A 14,485-nucleotide genomic window follows, 5' to 3' on the forward strand; every position below is an offset into this window, starting at 1 on the left:
ATACTTGCCTGATCCTCTGAGCTTGCCGGGTATCGGATAGGAAAGGCTTTCCCCCTGGGCTAGAGTTCGATCACTAGGAGCCAGCCGCCATGACCCAAGCCAGCGCCGGCCAGGCATCGCCCCTGGCACAACCCCTCGATACCTCCTCGTATTTTCTCGTTTACTCACCGGGCCTTACGGCCAACTCCGAAGTATTCGCGGCCAGCCCGGCACACGGGGCAACGGATTAACGTCCCCCCCCTTACCAGCGTTTCTTGACCAAGGATGCGCCTCGTAGCGCCTCCCTGAAGAAAAAACAAAGACACACCAACCGATGATCAGCAGGTGAGCCATGGAACTACGAATCAACCAAAAGGCCTATCAGGTCGATGCCGACGCCGACACGCCGTTGCTGTGGGTGATCCGCGATGACCTGGGCCTGACCGGCACCAAGTACGGTTGCGGCCTGGCCCAGTGCGGCGCTTGTTCCGTGCTGGTGGATGGCAACGTGGTGCGCGCCTGCGTCACCCCGGTGGCTGGAGTGGTCGGCCGCGAGGTCACCACCATCGAGGCGATCGAAACGGATGAAGTGGGCAAGCGCGTGGTGGCCGCCTGGGTCGAGCATCAGGTGGCCCAGTGTGGCTACTGCCAGTCCGGCCAGGTGATGGCGGCCACCGCGCTGCTCAAGCACAGCCCCACGCCCAGTGATGCGCAGATCGAGGCGGCGATGGTCAACCTGTGCCGCTGCGGCACCTACAACGCCATCCGTACCGCCGTGCATGACCTAGCCGCACAGCCTGCCAAGAAGGAAAGCGCCTGATGAACAAGCCCATCGACTCCGCTAATGAACTTCTGAACCTGGCGCTGGACGAGCCGGTCAACCTGTCCCGTCGGCGCTTTCTGACCGGTACCGCCGTGGGTGCGCTGGTGCTCGGCTTCGGCCTGCCGCTCGGCTCGGCCAGGGTCCTGGCCGCCACGGCGACTGCCGCGGAACGCGGGACTCAGGTCCCGGCGTTTCTCGAGATTCGCCCGGACGGCAGCGTGCGCCTGCTCAGCCCCTTCATGGAAGGCGGACAAGGCACCCACACCGCCATGGCCCAGATCGTCGGTGAAGAGCTGGATGCCGATCCCGCCACCTTCGTGGTCGAGAGCGCGCCGCCCGGCGAAGCCTACGTGGTGATGGAGAACGGCCTGCGCATCACCGGCGGCAGCATGTCGGTGCGCATGAGCTACCCGACCATGCGCCGCCTGGGTGCCCTCGCCCGCGCCATGCTGCTGCAGGCCGGCGCCGAACAACTGGGCGTTCCCCTGGCCGAGCTGTCCACCGAGCCTGGCCGGGTGCTGCATGCCGCTTCCGGTCGCTCGCTGGGCTACGGTGAGTTGGCCAGTCGCGCCCTGGACATGCCGGTGCCCGACCCAACCAGCATCACCCTGCGCGACCCGAGCCAGTTCCGCTGGATCGGCAAGCCGGTGCGGCGCGTCGATGCCTACGAAAAATCCACCGGCAAGGCGCTGTACAGCATCGACCTGAAGGTCGACGGCATGCTCCACGCCGCCGTGCAGCACGCGCCACGCCTGGGCATGACCGTGGGCAGCCTGCGCAACGAGGCGCAGGTCAAGGCCATGAAAGGTGTGCACTCCGTTCACCAGTTGCCTGGCGCGGTGGCAGTGGTCGCCGAACGCTGGTGGCACGCCAAGCGTGCGGTAGAAGCCATCCAGGTCGACTGGCTGGAAGCATCCGCCGATTCGAAGGTGCGGACGATGCCCGCCGATTTTTCCAGCGATGGCTTCCGCGATTTTCTCGCCGCCCAGCAAGGCCCGGCCCGCGACGACGAGAACGAAGGCGACGTGGCCGCCGCCCTGGCCAGCGCCAAGACCCAGGTCGAGGCCACCTACCACAACCAATACCTCAACCACGCCCAGCTGGAGCCGCCTTCGGCCCTGGCGCGCTTCAACCCCGACGGCTCGCTCGAGGTCTGGCTGCCGAACCAGGCGCCGGACATGTTCCGCGACGACATCGCCAGGCGCACCGGTCTTTCTGCCTCGCAGATCACCCTGCATTCGCCGCTGCTGGGCGGTTTTTTCGGCCGGCATTTCCTCTATGACTCGGCCAATCCCTACCCACAGGCCATCGCCCTGGCCAAGGCCGTCGGCCGGCCGGTCAAGCTGATCTGGAGCCGTGAGGAAGAGTTCGTGCGCGATGTGCTGCGCCCGGTCGCCGTGGTCAAGTTCCGCGCCGCGCTGGACGCCGAAGGCCTGCCGGTGGCGATCGAGGCGGTGAGCGCCACTGAAGGCCCCACCGAGGCCATCGCTGGCAAGCAGCGTGAAAAAATCGACCCTACGGCCGTCGAGGGGCTGTCGGGCAAGTCCTATGCCATTGCCAACAAACGCATCGCGCAGATCTACGTCAAGGGGCCGGCCATGCTCGGCTACTGGCGTTCGGTGGGCAATTCGCTCAACGACTTCTTCTACGAAGCCTTCCTCGACGAGCTGGCGGACAAAGGTGGCCGCGACCCCTATGAACTACGCCAGCACCTGCTGCGCGACAACCGGCGCCTGACCACGTTGCTACAGGCGGTGGGCGAACTGTCCGGCGGCTGGAAGCGTGGCCCGTTCACCGCCGAGGACGGCAGCCGACGCGCCCGCGGCGTGGCCATGGCCTCGCCGTTCGGCTCGCAAACGGCGGTGATCGCCGAGGTGTCGATCGAGCGCGGCCAGGTCAAGGTCCACGACATCTGGCAGGCCATCGACCCGGGCAGCATCGTCAACCCGGCGATAGTCGAGGCCCAGGTCAATGGCGCCGTGGCCCTGGGGTTGTCCCAGACATTGCTGGAGGAAGCGGTCTACGTGGACGGCAAGCCACGGGCGCGCAACTACGACCTGTACCCGATCCTGCCCCTTTCACGCATGGCGCGGGTGCATGTGCGGATAGTCGAGAGCGGCGAAAAGATGGGCGGCATCGGCGAGCCACCGCTCCCCGCGGTGGCGCCGGCGGTTGCCAACGCGGTGGCGCGGCTGACCGGCCAGCGCATCCGTAGCCTGCCATTGAGCCGATACACCTTCAGCTAACCGACAAGGACTGCCCATGAATAACAGCCGATTCGCAAGAACCGCAGGCTGGCTGGCCTTGCCGTGCCTGGTCGCGGCAGGCCTGCTGGCCTGGTATGTGACCCGCCAGCCCGCCTCGCCCTTTGAACAGGAACAGGCCGCGGCGAGCAGCTTCGACCCCGCACTGGTGAGCCGTGGCGAGTACGTCGCCCGGGTCAGCGACTGCGTGGCCTGCCACAGCCTGCCAGGCAAGACGCCCTTCGCCGGCGGCCTGGAAATGGCCACGCCGCTGGGGGCCATCCACGCCACCAACGTCACCCCCGACCGGGACACCGGCATCGGCGCCTATAGCCTGGCCGACTTCGACCGCGCCGTGCGCCATGGCGTCGCGCCGGGCGGCCGGCGGCTCTACCCGGCCATGCCCTACCCGTCCTACGTCAAGCTCAGCGACGATGACATGCGCGCGCTGTACGCGTTCTTCATGAAAGGCGTGCAACCGGCCAACCAGCCCAACGTCCCCAGCGATATTCCCTGGCCGCTCAATATGCGCTGGCCCATCGCGCTGTGGAACGGTCTGTTCGCCCCGAGCACGCCCTACGCGGCCAAGCCCGCCCAGGACGCGCTGTGGAACCGCGGCGCCTACATCGTCCAGGGACCGGGCCACTGCGGCAGCTGCCACACCCCCCGCGGCCTGGCATTCAACGAGAAAGCCCTGGACGAGTCCGGCGCGCCGTTCCTAGCCGGCGCCCTGCTCGACGGCTGGTACGCGCCGAGCCTGCGCCAGGACCCCAACAGCGGCTTGGGACGCTGGAGCGAGCCGGAGATCGTGCAGTTCCTCAAGACCGGCCGCAACAAGCATGCGGTGGTCTACGGCTCGATGACCGAAGCCTTCAACAACTCCACCCAGTTCATGGCCGACGAGGACCTGGCCGCGATCGCCCGCTACCTCAAGTCGCTGCCCGGCGATCCGCAGCGCGACGGCACGCCCTGGCAGTACCAGGCCGTGTCCGCCGCCACCCGCCTGGACAGCCCCGGAGCCCACACCTACGTGACCCGCTGCGCCTCCTGCCACGGCCTGGACGGCCAGGGCCAGGCCGAGTGGATGCCGCCCCTGGCCGGCGCTACCTCGGCACTGGCCAAGGAAAACGCGTCGGCGATCAACATCACCCTCAACGGCTCGCAGCGCATTGTCAGCGCCGGCGTGCCGGATGCCTACCGCATGCCGGCCTTTCGCGAGCAGTTGTCGGACCGGGAAATCGCCGAGGTCCTGACCTTCGTGCGCGGCACCTGGGGCAATCAAGGTAGCGCGGTCGACGCGCAAGCGGTCGGCAAGCTGCGCGGGCATACCGACCCGGCCAGCAGCAGCCCGATCGTCCTGCACATGCGTTGAAAAGAAGGGCTGCAGGCGATCCCCTCCTCCAGGATCGGGTTTGCCGGCAGCCCCTCCCATGAACAACAGAGGTCCCCATGGAAAGCATCGATCTACTGGTCCTGAGTACCGCCCATGACTGGCTCCAGGCCGGCCAACGCGTGCTGCTCGCCACCGTGGCCCGCACCTGGGGCTCCTCGCCCCGCCCCGTGGGCTCGATGATGGCCCTGCGCGGCGATGGTCGCGTGGTGGGCAGCGTGTCGGGAGGTTGCATCGAGGACGATCTGATCCACCGCTACACCAGCGCCTATGAGGGCAATTGCCTGCCGGACGGTCCGCCGCAGGTGGTGCGTTATGGCATCAGCGCCGATGAAGCCCACCGCTTCGGCCTGCCCTGTGGCGGCACGCTGGAGCTGATCCTCGAATTCACCCCATCCAGGCCCGCCCTCGAACGGCTGCTGGCCCAGCTCAACGCCGGCCACCTGGTGCGCCGCAGCCTGGACCTGGGCAGCGGCCAGGTGAGCCTGGCCACCAGCACTGCGCCGGAGCAGTTCTTCTTCGATGGCCAACAGATGGTCAATACCCTGGGCCCCGGCTACCGCCTGCTGCTGATCGGGGCTGGCGCGCTGGCCGAATACCTGGCGACCATGGCGCTGTTCAACGGTTTCCGGGTCGCGGTCTGCGACCCCCGCCCCGAATACATCGGCGGCTGGAGTATCGCGGGCGTGGAGCAGTTGGTCGGCATGCCGGACGATGTGGTCCGGGCCTTCGCCCCGGACCTGCGCAGTTGCATTGTCGCCGTCAGCCATGACCCCAAGCTCGACGACCTGGCCCTGCTCGAGGCGCTGCACAGCCCGGCCTTCTACATTGGCGCGATCGGTTCGCGGCGCAACAGCCAGCTGCGCCGCGAACGCCTGATCGAACACTTCGGCGAGAGCCAAGCCTCGCTCCAGCGCCTGCACGGCCCGATCGGCATCTACATCGGCAGCAAGACGCCCGCCGAGATCGCCGTGAGCGTCATGGCCGAGATCCTCGCCGCCAAGAACGGGGTCGCCCTGCCCCGCACCGTCGACATTTCGAGCGCCAAGCAGGCCCGCGAGCAACTCGACTCCGTGGCGGCACTTTGAATCGGTCCGGCGCCGGCCATGGCGCCCTCCCCTAGACCGCCAGAACGCTGCAAGACGCCTGATACAGGATATGTTCGGTGGTGCTGCCCAACAGCTTGCCCAGCCCGCGGGACTGGTTTCTGCCCATCACGATCACATCCACGTCCTGGGCGTGGGCAAACTCGCTCAGCACCGAGACGGGTTGCCCCCTGATGAAGTGTCGACACTCGGCAGGCACGCCAAAACGCTCGGCCAGCCTGAGGAAAGACTTTTCCAGATCCTCGCGCAGCTCCCTGGTTAGACCCGCCAGGGTCAGGTCGACACCGCCCATATCCGCCAGGAAGGCCGCGGAAATATCACAGGCATACAGCAAGTGCAGCTCGGCATCACACTGCAATGCGAGGCCGGCGGCCTGATGGATGATCCGCTCATTGAGTTCGTTGTCCGCAGGCTCGGTATCCGACACCTCGACCGCTGCCACGACCTTGCGCGGCAAGGCGTAGCCATTCCCGCCAATCAGATAGACCGGTATCGGGCAATGGCGCAGCAAGTGCCAGTCCAGAGGGGTGAAGAACGCGCGCTTGAGCTTCGGCTCATGCTGTATCTGCTTGATCAACAGGTCGGGTTGCATTTCCACGACATGGTCGAGGATGTCTTGCTCCATGTCATCGACCCATGCCACCTCCGTCGTCACGGCGAGCCCCTTGCCATGCAGGTCTTCTACCTGGGCCTCGAGCCAGTCGCGCTGGTCCTGCAAGTAACTTTCCCGGGCCTGTTTGCGGTCGCCCTCCTCAAGCAACGACAGAATATCCAGAGACCTCAGCAAGGCCGCGATATGCAGGCTCGCACCGCTGGCCTGGGCCAGGGCGGCGGCGTGACCTATGGCGTGGGCATGGCGTTGAGCCGGATTGATGATCAGCAGCAACCGTTGATACTGGCTCATGATCTACCTCCAGACAGGTGGGTCTTCGGCGCCAGACGCCCATTGATAAAGGCATCCGCGTCAATCCAGATTCCTCCCTTGGCGCCTCCAGGGTGCTGATCCATGTCAGATCCCCGCGCAATGCGCCGACATGATCAATAATTCATCAATGGGCCCCTTCGCGGCTGACCGCACGTCAGTTGGCCTGCTCCACGACCGGACGGCTTGATACAGATCAAACGCGCACCACCGGCCGGAGGCAGGATCGCAGCAAGCTTTCACGGCCACAGACGCGTTGCCGTTATCTGCTATCACCCACGGGAGATTTGTCATGTCCGAGCAATCACGTTTCATGCTGGTCGCCTCGCCGCTGATGGAAAACAGCCCGGCCTTCGATCGGGCCGCCGCGCTGGCCAGGGTCGAAGGCGCGGCACTGCACATCGTCGCCTTCGACTACCTGGAGGGTTTGGCCACGGCCAGCCTGGTCAACGAACAGGCCCTGGAGCAAATGCGCCTGGGCTACGTCGAGCGCCATCGCCAATGGCTTGAAGAACAGGCCCGCCCGATGCGCAAACTGGGTGTCACCGTCACCACTGAAGTGGTGTGGGTGCAAAACCCGCTGCAGGAAATCCTGACTCATCTCAAAGAACAGCCCATGGCCCTGCTGATCAAGGCCCTGGAGCATCAATCGCTGCTGTCGAGGGTGTTCTTCACTCCCCTGGATATCCACTTGCTGCGCGAATGCCCGGTGCCCCTGCATTTTGTCAGCCACCTGCAGCATGCGTTGCCACGCAAGATCGTCGCGGCGGTCGACCCATTCCATCGCGATGACCAGTACCAGGACTTCAACGACCGGATACTGCATGAGGCGACAAAACTGGCCAGCGCCTGTAACGCCGAACTCGATGTGGTCTATGCCCATGACCTGTCCTCTATCGGCGCGGACGAATTCAATTTCGACGAGAGCTCGACGTTCTTCTCCTCGAGCAAAGCCAAGACCCTGTTCGACGCACAGGGCGCTGCCCTCAACGCACTGGCCGAACGCAACGGCATTCCAGCGGAGCGCCAGCACATGATCATGGGCAGCCCGGCCAAGGTCCTTGCCAGCTACGCCGAAACCCATGGCATCGACGTGATTGTCATGGGCAGGGTCGGCCATCGTGGTGGCATAGGGCGCCTGATCGGCAGCACGGCGGAGCAGTTGCTGTACAAGATGCCTTGCAGCGTATGGGTGGTGTCGCCAGAGGTGTTAACGGCTGGATAAAAAGTATTTCAGGACGATTGCCCGCGCGCCTGACCGGCATCGAACGCCATCCAGGGCGCCCGGCAACCTCGCGGCCTTTACCGGTCAGCGCGGCGCGCCAGCTGCGTGAGGTAGGCGCAGAACATGTCTGCCATCGCGTCGGCGTAGGTCTCGATCTCTGCGGCGGTACGCGGGCTTTCTGAAAACTCCTTGCCCACGCTGCTGAGCGTGGTGGTAATCAAGTCGCTGGCCAGGGCACGGATTGCCTGCGGCGCGTCGGGCAGCACCTCCTGCATGAAGACCTGGAAAATCATTTCTCCCTGCGCCTTCACGGCCTGCGCCTCAGGGGCGTGGCGATACAGCGGCGCGGCGTCGTTGAGCGCCACGCGCATCCTCGCCTCCTCGCACTCGGACTGGATAAACACCTGGACCAGGATGCGCAGCCGTTCCAGCGGGGCTTTGCCAAGGTCTTCGAGGATGCTGCGCAGCAGCTGCGTGGTCTGTTGCCACTCATCGCTTTGCAGGCGGAACAGAATCGCCGCCTTGTTCGGGAAGTATTGGTACAGCGAACCGATGCTGACACCGGCCTTCTCGGCCACCCGCGCGGTGGTGAAACGCTGCGCACCCTCCCTGGCCAAAACCTGAGTAGCGGCTTCCAGAATCGCCGCGACCAGCTCCGTCGAGCGGGCCTGTTTAGGGGCTTTTCGCGAGGAAACCTGCGGGGTTCGGCGATTGCTCATGAGGGCCTGACAGGGCCGGAGCCAATGCGAATAGCGGATGGGGTCACCTGCTCATATTCTCTAAATGCGACGAATTGATCGCATTTTAGCCACGCGCCGCCAGGCGTCAACTTCGGACAGGATGCCCCCCATGACCACCACACTGACTACTTCCCCGCTCGCGCCCTTGCTCGATCGCCTGTTCGAACAGGCCGATACGGCGACCAGCCCGGCCGTCGCCGACATCCCCCGCGAGGAACGCGAGCGCCTGATGCACAGCAAGACCGAATACCTGGACTTCTATGGCCGCCTGAAGGACCTCTGGCTGCCGGTTTCGCGCGAGACCGGCGGGCTGCTGTACATGCTGGCGCGCAGCACCCGGGCCCGATACATCGTCGAATTCGGCACCTCGTTCGGCATCTCGACCCTGCACCTGGCGGCGGCGATCCGCGACAACGGTGGCGGCCGCCTGATTGGCAGCGAGTTCGAGGCGTCCAAGGTGCAACGGGCGTACCAGCACCTGCTCGAAGGCGGCCTGGCTGACCTGGTGGAAATCCGCGAGGGCGACGCGCTGAAGACCCTGGCGGTCGACCTTCCCGAGTCCATCGACCTGCTGTTGCTGGACGGCGCCAAGGCGCTGTATGCCGATATCCTGGCCCTGGTCGAAAGCCGCCTGCGGCCAGGCGCGCTGATCGTCGCCGACAACACGGACTACTGCCCGGACTACCTGGCCCGCGTCCGTTCGCCCGGTAGCGGCTACCTGTCCGTGCCCTTCAGCGACGACGTGGAACTGTCGATGCGGCTCGGCTGAGTCGCCCTTGGAAGGTAAGGTCCTGATCAAGATCGGGACCTGATCACCCGCGACCTTGCCATGCCCCTGAGTCGCTCCGCTGCCGCTCAGCGATCCTCGCGCCCTGCCCACTCCAGCGGATGCAGCGCCAGGTAGCTGTCGACGGCATCGCCTATGGTCGGGAAGAACGCCGCTTCGCCCAGCCGCGCGAACAGCCCGAACCGCTTCAGCTTGTCCTTGACCGGGTCTTTCATCTCGGCCACGCACAACTTGATGCCGGCCGCGTGCAGGCTGTCGTCCAGCTCCGCCAGCATGTCGGCGGAGGTCACGTCGACGCTGGTCACCGGTTCCGCCGCCACCACCAGCCAGCGCACCGGTGTCGGCGAGGCCGCCACGGCATCCAGCACCCGGTCATGGAACAGCTCGGCGTTGGCGAAAAATAACGGCGCATCCCAGCGAAACAGGACCACGCCGGGGATGAGCTGCGCGTCGGGATAACGCTTGATGTCGTGATACCCCCTGACGCCTTTCGCCCGCCCGAGAACCGCCGAATAAGGGCGCCAGCCATCCCATAGAAACTCGATGACGGCAATCAATATGGCCAGCCCGATGCCCTCGATTGCGCCAAGCACGGCTACGCCGATGGTGCAGACGATGGACAGCCAGAACTCCCAACGCTGGATGCGATAAATCCGTCGCAGGTCGCTGACTTCGATCAGGCCAATGGCCGATGCGATCACCACCGCGGCCAGGGCGCTGCTCGGCAGGTCCTCCAGCAGGTCTGGCGCCAGCATCAGCAGCAAGGCCACGGCCAGGGCGCCTATGACTCCGGTCAGCTGGGTCTTGGCGCCGGCGGCCTCGGCCACGGGGGTGCGCGACGAGCTGCTGCTGATAGCAAAACCCTGGAAAAGACCGGCGGCCAGGTTGGCGACGCCGAGCCCGACCATCTCCTGGTTCGGGTCGACATAGGTGTGGGTTCGCGCCGCATAGACACGGGACAGCACACTGGTATCGGCGAACGAAACCAGGGCCACCGCGCAGCCGCCGATCAGCACCGGGACGATATCGGCGCGGGTGATCCAGGGCACGGCGAACGCCGGCAGGCCTTGTGGCAGCGAGCCCAAGACCGAGACGCCGGCGGTTGCCGCAAGGTCCAGTACAGCAACGGCGACCGTCGCCGCGGTGACGGCAATCAGGATGCCCGGCACCCGTTTGTGGTTTCTGAACAGCAGAATCACCGCCAGGGTCGCCGCGCCGACCATGAAGGCGGTCCAGTTGGTTTTCCCTTCCAGCACTGCAGTGGCGATGGCCCACAGGTTGCGCAGCGGCCCCTCGGCGTCCACCGAAAAGCCGAAGAGTTTCGGCAACTGGCTGATCAAGACCGTCAGTGCAATGCCGTTCATGTAGCCGTAGCGGATCGGTTTGGACAGCAGTTCGGTGACAAACCCCAGGCGCGCGATGCCGGCCAGGATGCACACCGCACCCGCCACTATCGCCATCATCCCCGCTAGCGCCACCGCGCGCTGCGGGTCGCCGCCGGACAGCGGCAGGACCACGGCGAGGATCACCGCCGCCAGCGAGGAGTCCGGCCCCAGCACCAGGATCCGGCTGGGGCCGAACAGCGCATAGGCGAGCAACGGCACTATGGTCGCGTAGAGGCCATAGATGCCGGGCAGGCCCGACGCCGCCGCGTAGGCGATGCCGACAGGCACCAGCATGGTGGTCAGCACCAGCCCGGCCACCAAGTCATAACGCAACCAGGCGATCCGGTATTCGCGCAGCATGCGCAGCCCCGGTAGCCAGCGGCTCCAGCGGTTCTGCCCGTCGCCGGCATCCCGGCGGGCGATGCGGCCGGGTTCCGGGACGGGCGGTGAAGACCCCGAATGGCTCATGGGACGCGGGTCCTTTGCTGTACTGCGCAGGTTTGCTTACAGGTGCCGCTCAGAACTTCTCCGGAACCCGCCGCAGCGGATGGTCCGACTCCCGATAGCCGCCCGGTTTCTGGCGTTTCGGCAACACCACTTGCTCCCGTGGTACCTCCTTGTAGGGAATGCGGCTGAGCAGGTCGGAGATGATATTCAGGCGCGCGCGGCGCTTGTCGTTGGAGTTGGCCACCAGCCAGGGCCCATGTTCGGTGTCGGTGGCCTTGAACATCTCGTCGCGGGCGCGGGAGTAGTCATACCAGCGGCTGTATGACTTGACGTCCATGGGCGTCAGCTTCCAGATTTTGCGTCCGTCCTTGATCCGCGCTTCGAGCCGGCGGGTCTGTTCCTCCGGGCTGACCTCCAGCCAATACTTGAGCAGGATCACGCCCGAGTCGACGATCGCCCGCTCCACCAGCGGCACCGCCTTGAGGAAGGCGACCGCCTGCTCTTCGCTGCAGAACCCCATCACCCGCTCGACACCCGCGCGGTTGTACCAGCTGCGGTCGAAGATCACCACTTCGCCCGCCGCGGGCAGGTGCGGCAGGTAGCGCTGCAGGTACATCTGGCTTTTCTCGCGGTCGGTCGGCGCCGGCAGCGCCACCACCCGGAACACCCGCGGGCTCAGGCGCTCGGTCAGGGCCTTGATGGTCCCGCCCTTGCCGGCGCCGTCGCGCCCCTCGAAGACGATGCAGATCTTGATGCCCTTTTCGCGCACCCACTCCTGCAGCTTGACCAGCTCCACATGCAAGCGGCGCAACTGGTCCTCATAGTCTTTTTTTGTCAGTTTCGCGTGCTCAACGGCAGCGCCCTTGGCGGCGCCCTTGTTGTTTTTTGCCATGACCGGAACCTCGTGCCAGACGTTATAGATCGCGTGAGTCTAGTCGATGATCCGGCATCCACAGGGCTGCCCAGACCAGTTGGGGGCGCGGCAAGGACAAGCGCCCTCACCCGCCCCCTTGGCTCAGAACACCGCGATATGGGCATCCGTGCGCGGTTCGGTACCGCCGCACAGCACGCCGGTTTGCGGGTCGCGCAGGATGATCTGCCCGCGCCCGTAGCTGGTCAGGTCACAGGCCACCTGCACCTCGTGCCCGCGGCGCGCCAGGGCGGCGGTCATGTCCCGCGAGGCGTTCTGTTCGATCCCCACTTGCAGCCCGCCCAGCCATTGCCAGCGCGGCGCATCCAGGGCCGCCTGCGGGTTGAGGCCGAAATCCACCAGGTTCATGACCATCTGCACATGCCCCTGGGGCTGCATGTAACCGCCCATCACGCCAAACGGCCCCATGGGCACGCCGCCCTTGCTGAGGAAACCCGGGATGATGGTGTGGAAAGTCTTCTTGCCCGGCGCCAGGCAGTTCGCGTGGGCTGGGTCGAGGCTGAACTCTTCGCCGCGGTTCTGCAGGGCGATGCCGCTGTCGGGCAGCACCACGCCCGAGCCAAAGCCGTGGTAGTTGCTCTGGATGAACGACACCATATTGCCCTCGGCATCGGCGGTGGCCAGGTAGACCGTGCCGCTGGCGTGCGGATCGCCCGGCTGCGGGGTCAGCGCCTGCTCGCCGATCTGCGCCCGGCGCTGGGCCGCGTAGCGGTCGCTGAGCAGGTCCTCCACCGCGACCCGCATATGCGCGGGGTCGGTGATGTAGTGCAGGCCGTCGCTGTAGGCCAGCTTCATCGCCTCGAGTTGGCGGTGCCAGGTCTGCTGGCTGTCGCGGTGATCGAAGTCGAAGCCTTCGAGAATCTTCAGGGTCATCAGTACCACCAGGCCCTGGCCGCTCGGTGGAATCTCCCAGACGTCCACGCCGCGATAGTTGACCTTGATCGGCTCGACCCACTGGGCGCGGTAATCCTGCAAGTCGCTGGCGCGCAGGTAACCGCCGGTGGCCCGCGAGTGCTGGTCCAGGCGCTGCGCCAGGGCACCGCGATAGAAGCTTTCGCAGCCGCTGGCGGCCAGCTCCGCCAAGGTCCTGGCTTGCGCCGGGTTGCGAAACATCTCCCCGGCCCGGGGTGCCCGGCCGTCGATCAGATAGGTGTCGAACCAGCTGTCGAGCACGGTGTTGCGGCTCGGGGTGAAGTTCTCCAGCGCGCTTTGCCATTGCAGGGCAACCACCGGCGACACTGGGAAGCCATCGCGCGCCAGGCTTATGGCGGGCTGCAACAGGTCGGCGAATGGCAGGCGGCCGAAACGCTTGGACAGTTCGGCCCAGGCCGACGGGCAGCCTGGGACCGTCACTGGCGTCCAGCCGTGCAAAGGCATCTGTTCATGGCCGGCGGCTTTCACCGCCTCGATGCTCAGGGCCTGGGGGGCGACGCCGTTGGCGTTCAGACCATGCAGTTTGTTCTGGGTCCAGACCAGGGCAAAGGCGTCGCCACCGATGCCGCAGCCGGTAGGCTCGACCACGGTCAAGGCCGCCGCCGTGGCGATCGCGGCGTCGATGGCATTGCCCCCGCGACGGATGATTTCAATGCCGGCCTCGGCGGCCAATGGCTGGGAGGCGGCGACCATGCCGCGCTTGGCGAACACGCTTTGGCGCTGGGAGGCGTAGGGATACTCGTGGGCAGAAAATTTGAACATGGCAGGACTCACACAAGGTTGAAGATTCGGGTTCACAACACCCGGCTGAGAAAGGCCCGGGTCCGGGCGTGGCGGGGCTGGCTGAAGATCTGTTCGGGCGGGCCTTGCTCGATCAGCTCACCTTGATCGAGCACCACCACCCGGTCGGCCACTTCGCGGGCAAAACCCATTTCGTGGGTGACCACCACCATGGTCATGCCCTCCTCCGCCAGCTCCTTCATCACTTGCAGCACTTCGCCCACCGTCTCCGGGTCGAGGGCGCTGGTCGGCTCGTCGAACAGCATCGCCTGGGGTTTCATCGCCAGCGCCCGGGCGATCGCCACCCGCTGTTGCTGGCCGCCGGACAGCATTGAAGGATAGTGGCCGGCCTTCTCCGCCAGCCCCACGCGCTTGAGCAGCGCCCGCGCCTGTTCCTCCGCGGCGGCGCGTGGCACGCCGAGGACGTGGATCGGCGCCTCGATAATGTTTTCCAGGGCGGTCATGTGCGGGAACAGGTTGAAGCGCTGGAACACCATGCCGATGTCCCGGCGCTGGCGGGCGATGTTGCGCTCCGAGTCGCGCACCAGGCTGCCGTTGGCCCGCGTGCGGTAGCCCATGGGCTGGCCGGCGACGCGGATCTGCCCGGCCTGGATGTCTTCCAGCAGATTGATGCAACGGATAAAGGTGGTCTTGCCCGAACCGGAGGCGCCGATCAGCACCACCACTTCGCCGCGCCGCACTTGCAGGGAGATGCCCTTGAGAATCTCCAGGTCGCCGAAGGACTTGTGAATATCCAGGGCTTCGATGACCAGTTCTTCACTCATGTGCGCCAT

Annotated in this window: 12 protein-coding genes; 6 read left to right on the top strand and 6 right to left on the bottom strand. The window is 65.8% G+C overall.

What is annotated here, in order from left to right:
• The first annotated feature begins 331 nt into the window (after nt 1-331).
• The 4 genes from J4D52_RS21590 to J4D52_RS21605 all read left to right on the top strand — a co-directional run bounded on the left by J4D52_RS21590 (nt 332) and on the right by J4D52_RS21605 (nt 5,523).
• Nucleotides 332-799, top strand: a complete 468-nt coding sequence (locus J4D52_RS21590; RefSeq protein ID WP_102677633.1) for a (2Fe-2S)-binding protein — start codon at nt 332-334, stop codon at nt 797-799.
• Nucleotides 799-3,048 (top strand): molybdopterin cofactor-binding domain-containing protein, encoded by a 2,250-nt coding sequence (locus J4D52_RS21595; RefSeq protein WP_102677632.1) that lies wholly within the window; start codon nt 799-801, stop codon nt 3,046-3,048. Before J4D52_RS21590 ends, J4D52_RS21595 begins: the two co-directional genes overlap by 1 nt.
• A 16-nt stretch (nt 3,049-3,064) precedes the next feature.
• Nucleotides 3,065-4,417 carry a cytochrome c gene (locus J4D52_RS21600; RefSeq protein WP_102677631.1) on the top strand — a complete coding sequence of 451 codons (1,353 nt, stop codon included), beginning with the start codon at nt 3,065-3,067 and terminating at the stop codon, nt 4,415-4,417.
• Between the two features lie 77 nt (nt 4,418-4,494).
• Nucleotides 4,495-5,523 (top strand): XdhC family protein, encoded by a 1,029-nt coding sequence (locus J4D52_RS21605; protein ID WP_102677630.1) that lies wholly within the window; start codon nt 4,495-4,497, stop codon nt 5,521-5,523.
• Nucleotides 5,524-5,554: 31 nt separating this feature from the next.
• Here the strand turns inward: J4D52_RS21605 and J4D52_RS21610 are convergent, their stop codons facing one another.
• Entirely contained in the window at nt 5,555-6,445 is an 891-nt protein-coding gene (locus J4D52_RS21610; protein ID WP_063430725.1) for a universal stress protein, read from the bottom strand.
• A 310-nt stretch (nt 6,446-6,755) separates the two neighbouring features.
• Here J4D52_RS21610 and J4D52_RS21615 point away from each other — a divergent pair, with 310 nt between their 5' ends.
• Nucleotides 6,756-7,688, top strand: a complete 933-nt coding sequence (locus J4D52_RS21615) for a universal stress protein (RefSeq protein WP_102677629.1) — start codon at nt 6,756-6,758, stop codon at nt 7,686-7,688.
• Nucleotides 7,689-7,765: 77 nt separating this feature from the next.
• On the opposite strand, the gene J4D52_RS21620 is transcribed toward J4D52_RS21615, so the two are convergent.
• Nucleotides 7,766-8,407: a TetR family transcriptional regulator gene (locus J4D52_RS21620; protein ID WP_102677628.1), complete on the bottom strand. Its 642-nt coding sequence runs from the start codon at nt 8,405-8,407 to the stop codon at nt 7,766-7,768.
• A 130-nt stretch (nt 8,408-8,537) separates the two neighbouring features.
• Between J4D52_RS21620 and J4D52_RS21625 the strand changes: the two genes are divergently transcribed.
• Entirely contained in the window at nt 8,538-9,197 is a 660-nt protein-coding gene (locus tag J4D52_RS21625) for an O-methyltransferase (RefSeq protein ID WP_102677627.1), read from the top strand.
• 86 nt (nt 9,198-9,283) lie between these two features.
• On the opposite strand, the gene J4D52_RS21630 is transcribed toward J4D52_RS21625, so the two are convergent.
• The 4 genes from J4D52_RS21630 to J4D52_RS21645 form a co-directional block, all read right to left on the bottom strand.
• Nucleotides 9,284-11,068, bottom strand: coding sequence for a SulP family inorganic anion transporter (locus tag J4D52_RS21630; protein WP_102677626.1), 1,785 nt, complete (start codon nt 11,066-11,068; stop codon nt 9,284-9,286).
• Between the two features lie 49 nt (nt 11,069-11,117).
• Nucleotides 11,118-11,939: a polyphosphate kinase 2 gene (ppk2, locus tag J4D52_RS21635; protein ID WP_025808920.1), complete on the bottom strand. Its 822-nt coding sequence runs from the start codon at nt 11,937-11,939 to the stop codon at nt 11,118-11,120.
• Between the two features lie 123 nt (nt 11,940-12,062).
• Entirely contained in the window at nt 12,063-13,673 is a 1,611-nt protein-coding gene (locus J4D52_RS21640; RefSeq protein WP_102677625.1) for a gamma-glutamyltransferase family protein, read from the bottom strand.
• A gap of 32 nt (nt 13,674-13,705) precedes the next feature.
• Nucleotides 13,706-14,485, bottom strand: a complete 780-nt coding sequence (locus tag J4D52_RS21645; RefSeq protein WP_063430713.1) for an amino acid ABC transporter ATP-binding protein — start codon at nt 14,483-14,485, stop codon at nt 13,706-13,708.

Origin of the sequence: Pseudomonas sp. GW460-12-10-14-TSB1, assembly GCF_017349775.1 — a bacterium.
Taxonomy (GTDB): Bacteria; Pseudomonadota; Gammaproteobacteria; order Pseudomonadales; family Pseudomonadaceae; genus Aquipseudomonas; species Aquipseudomonas piscium.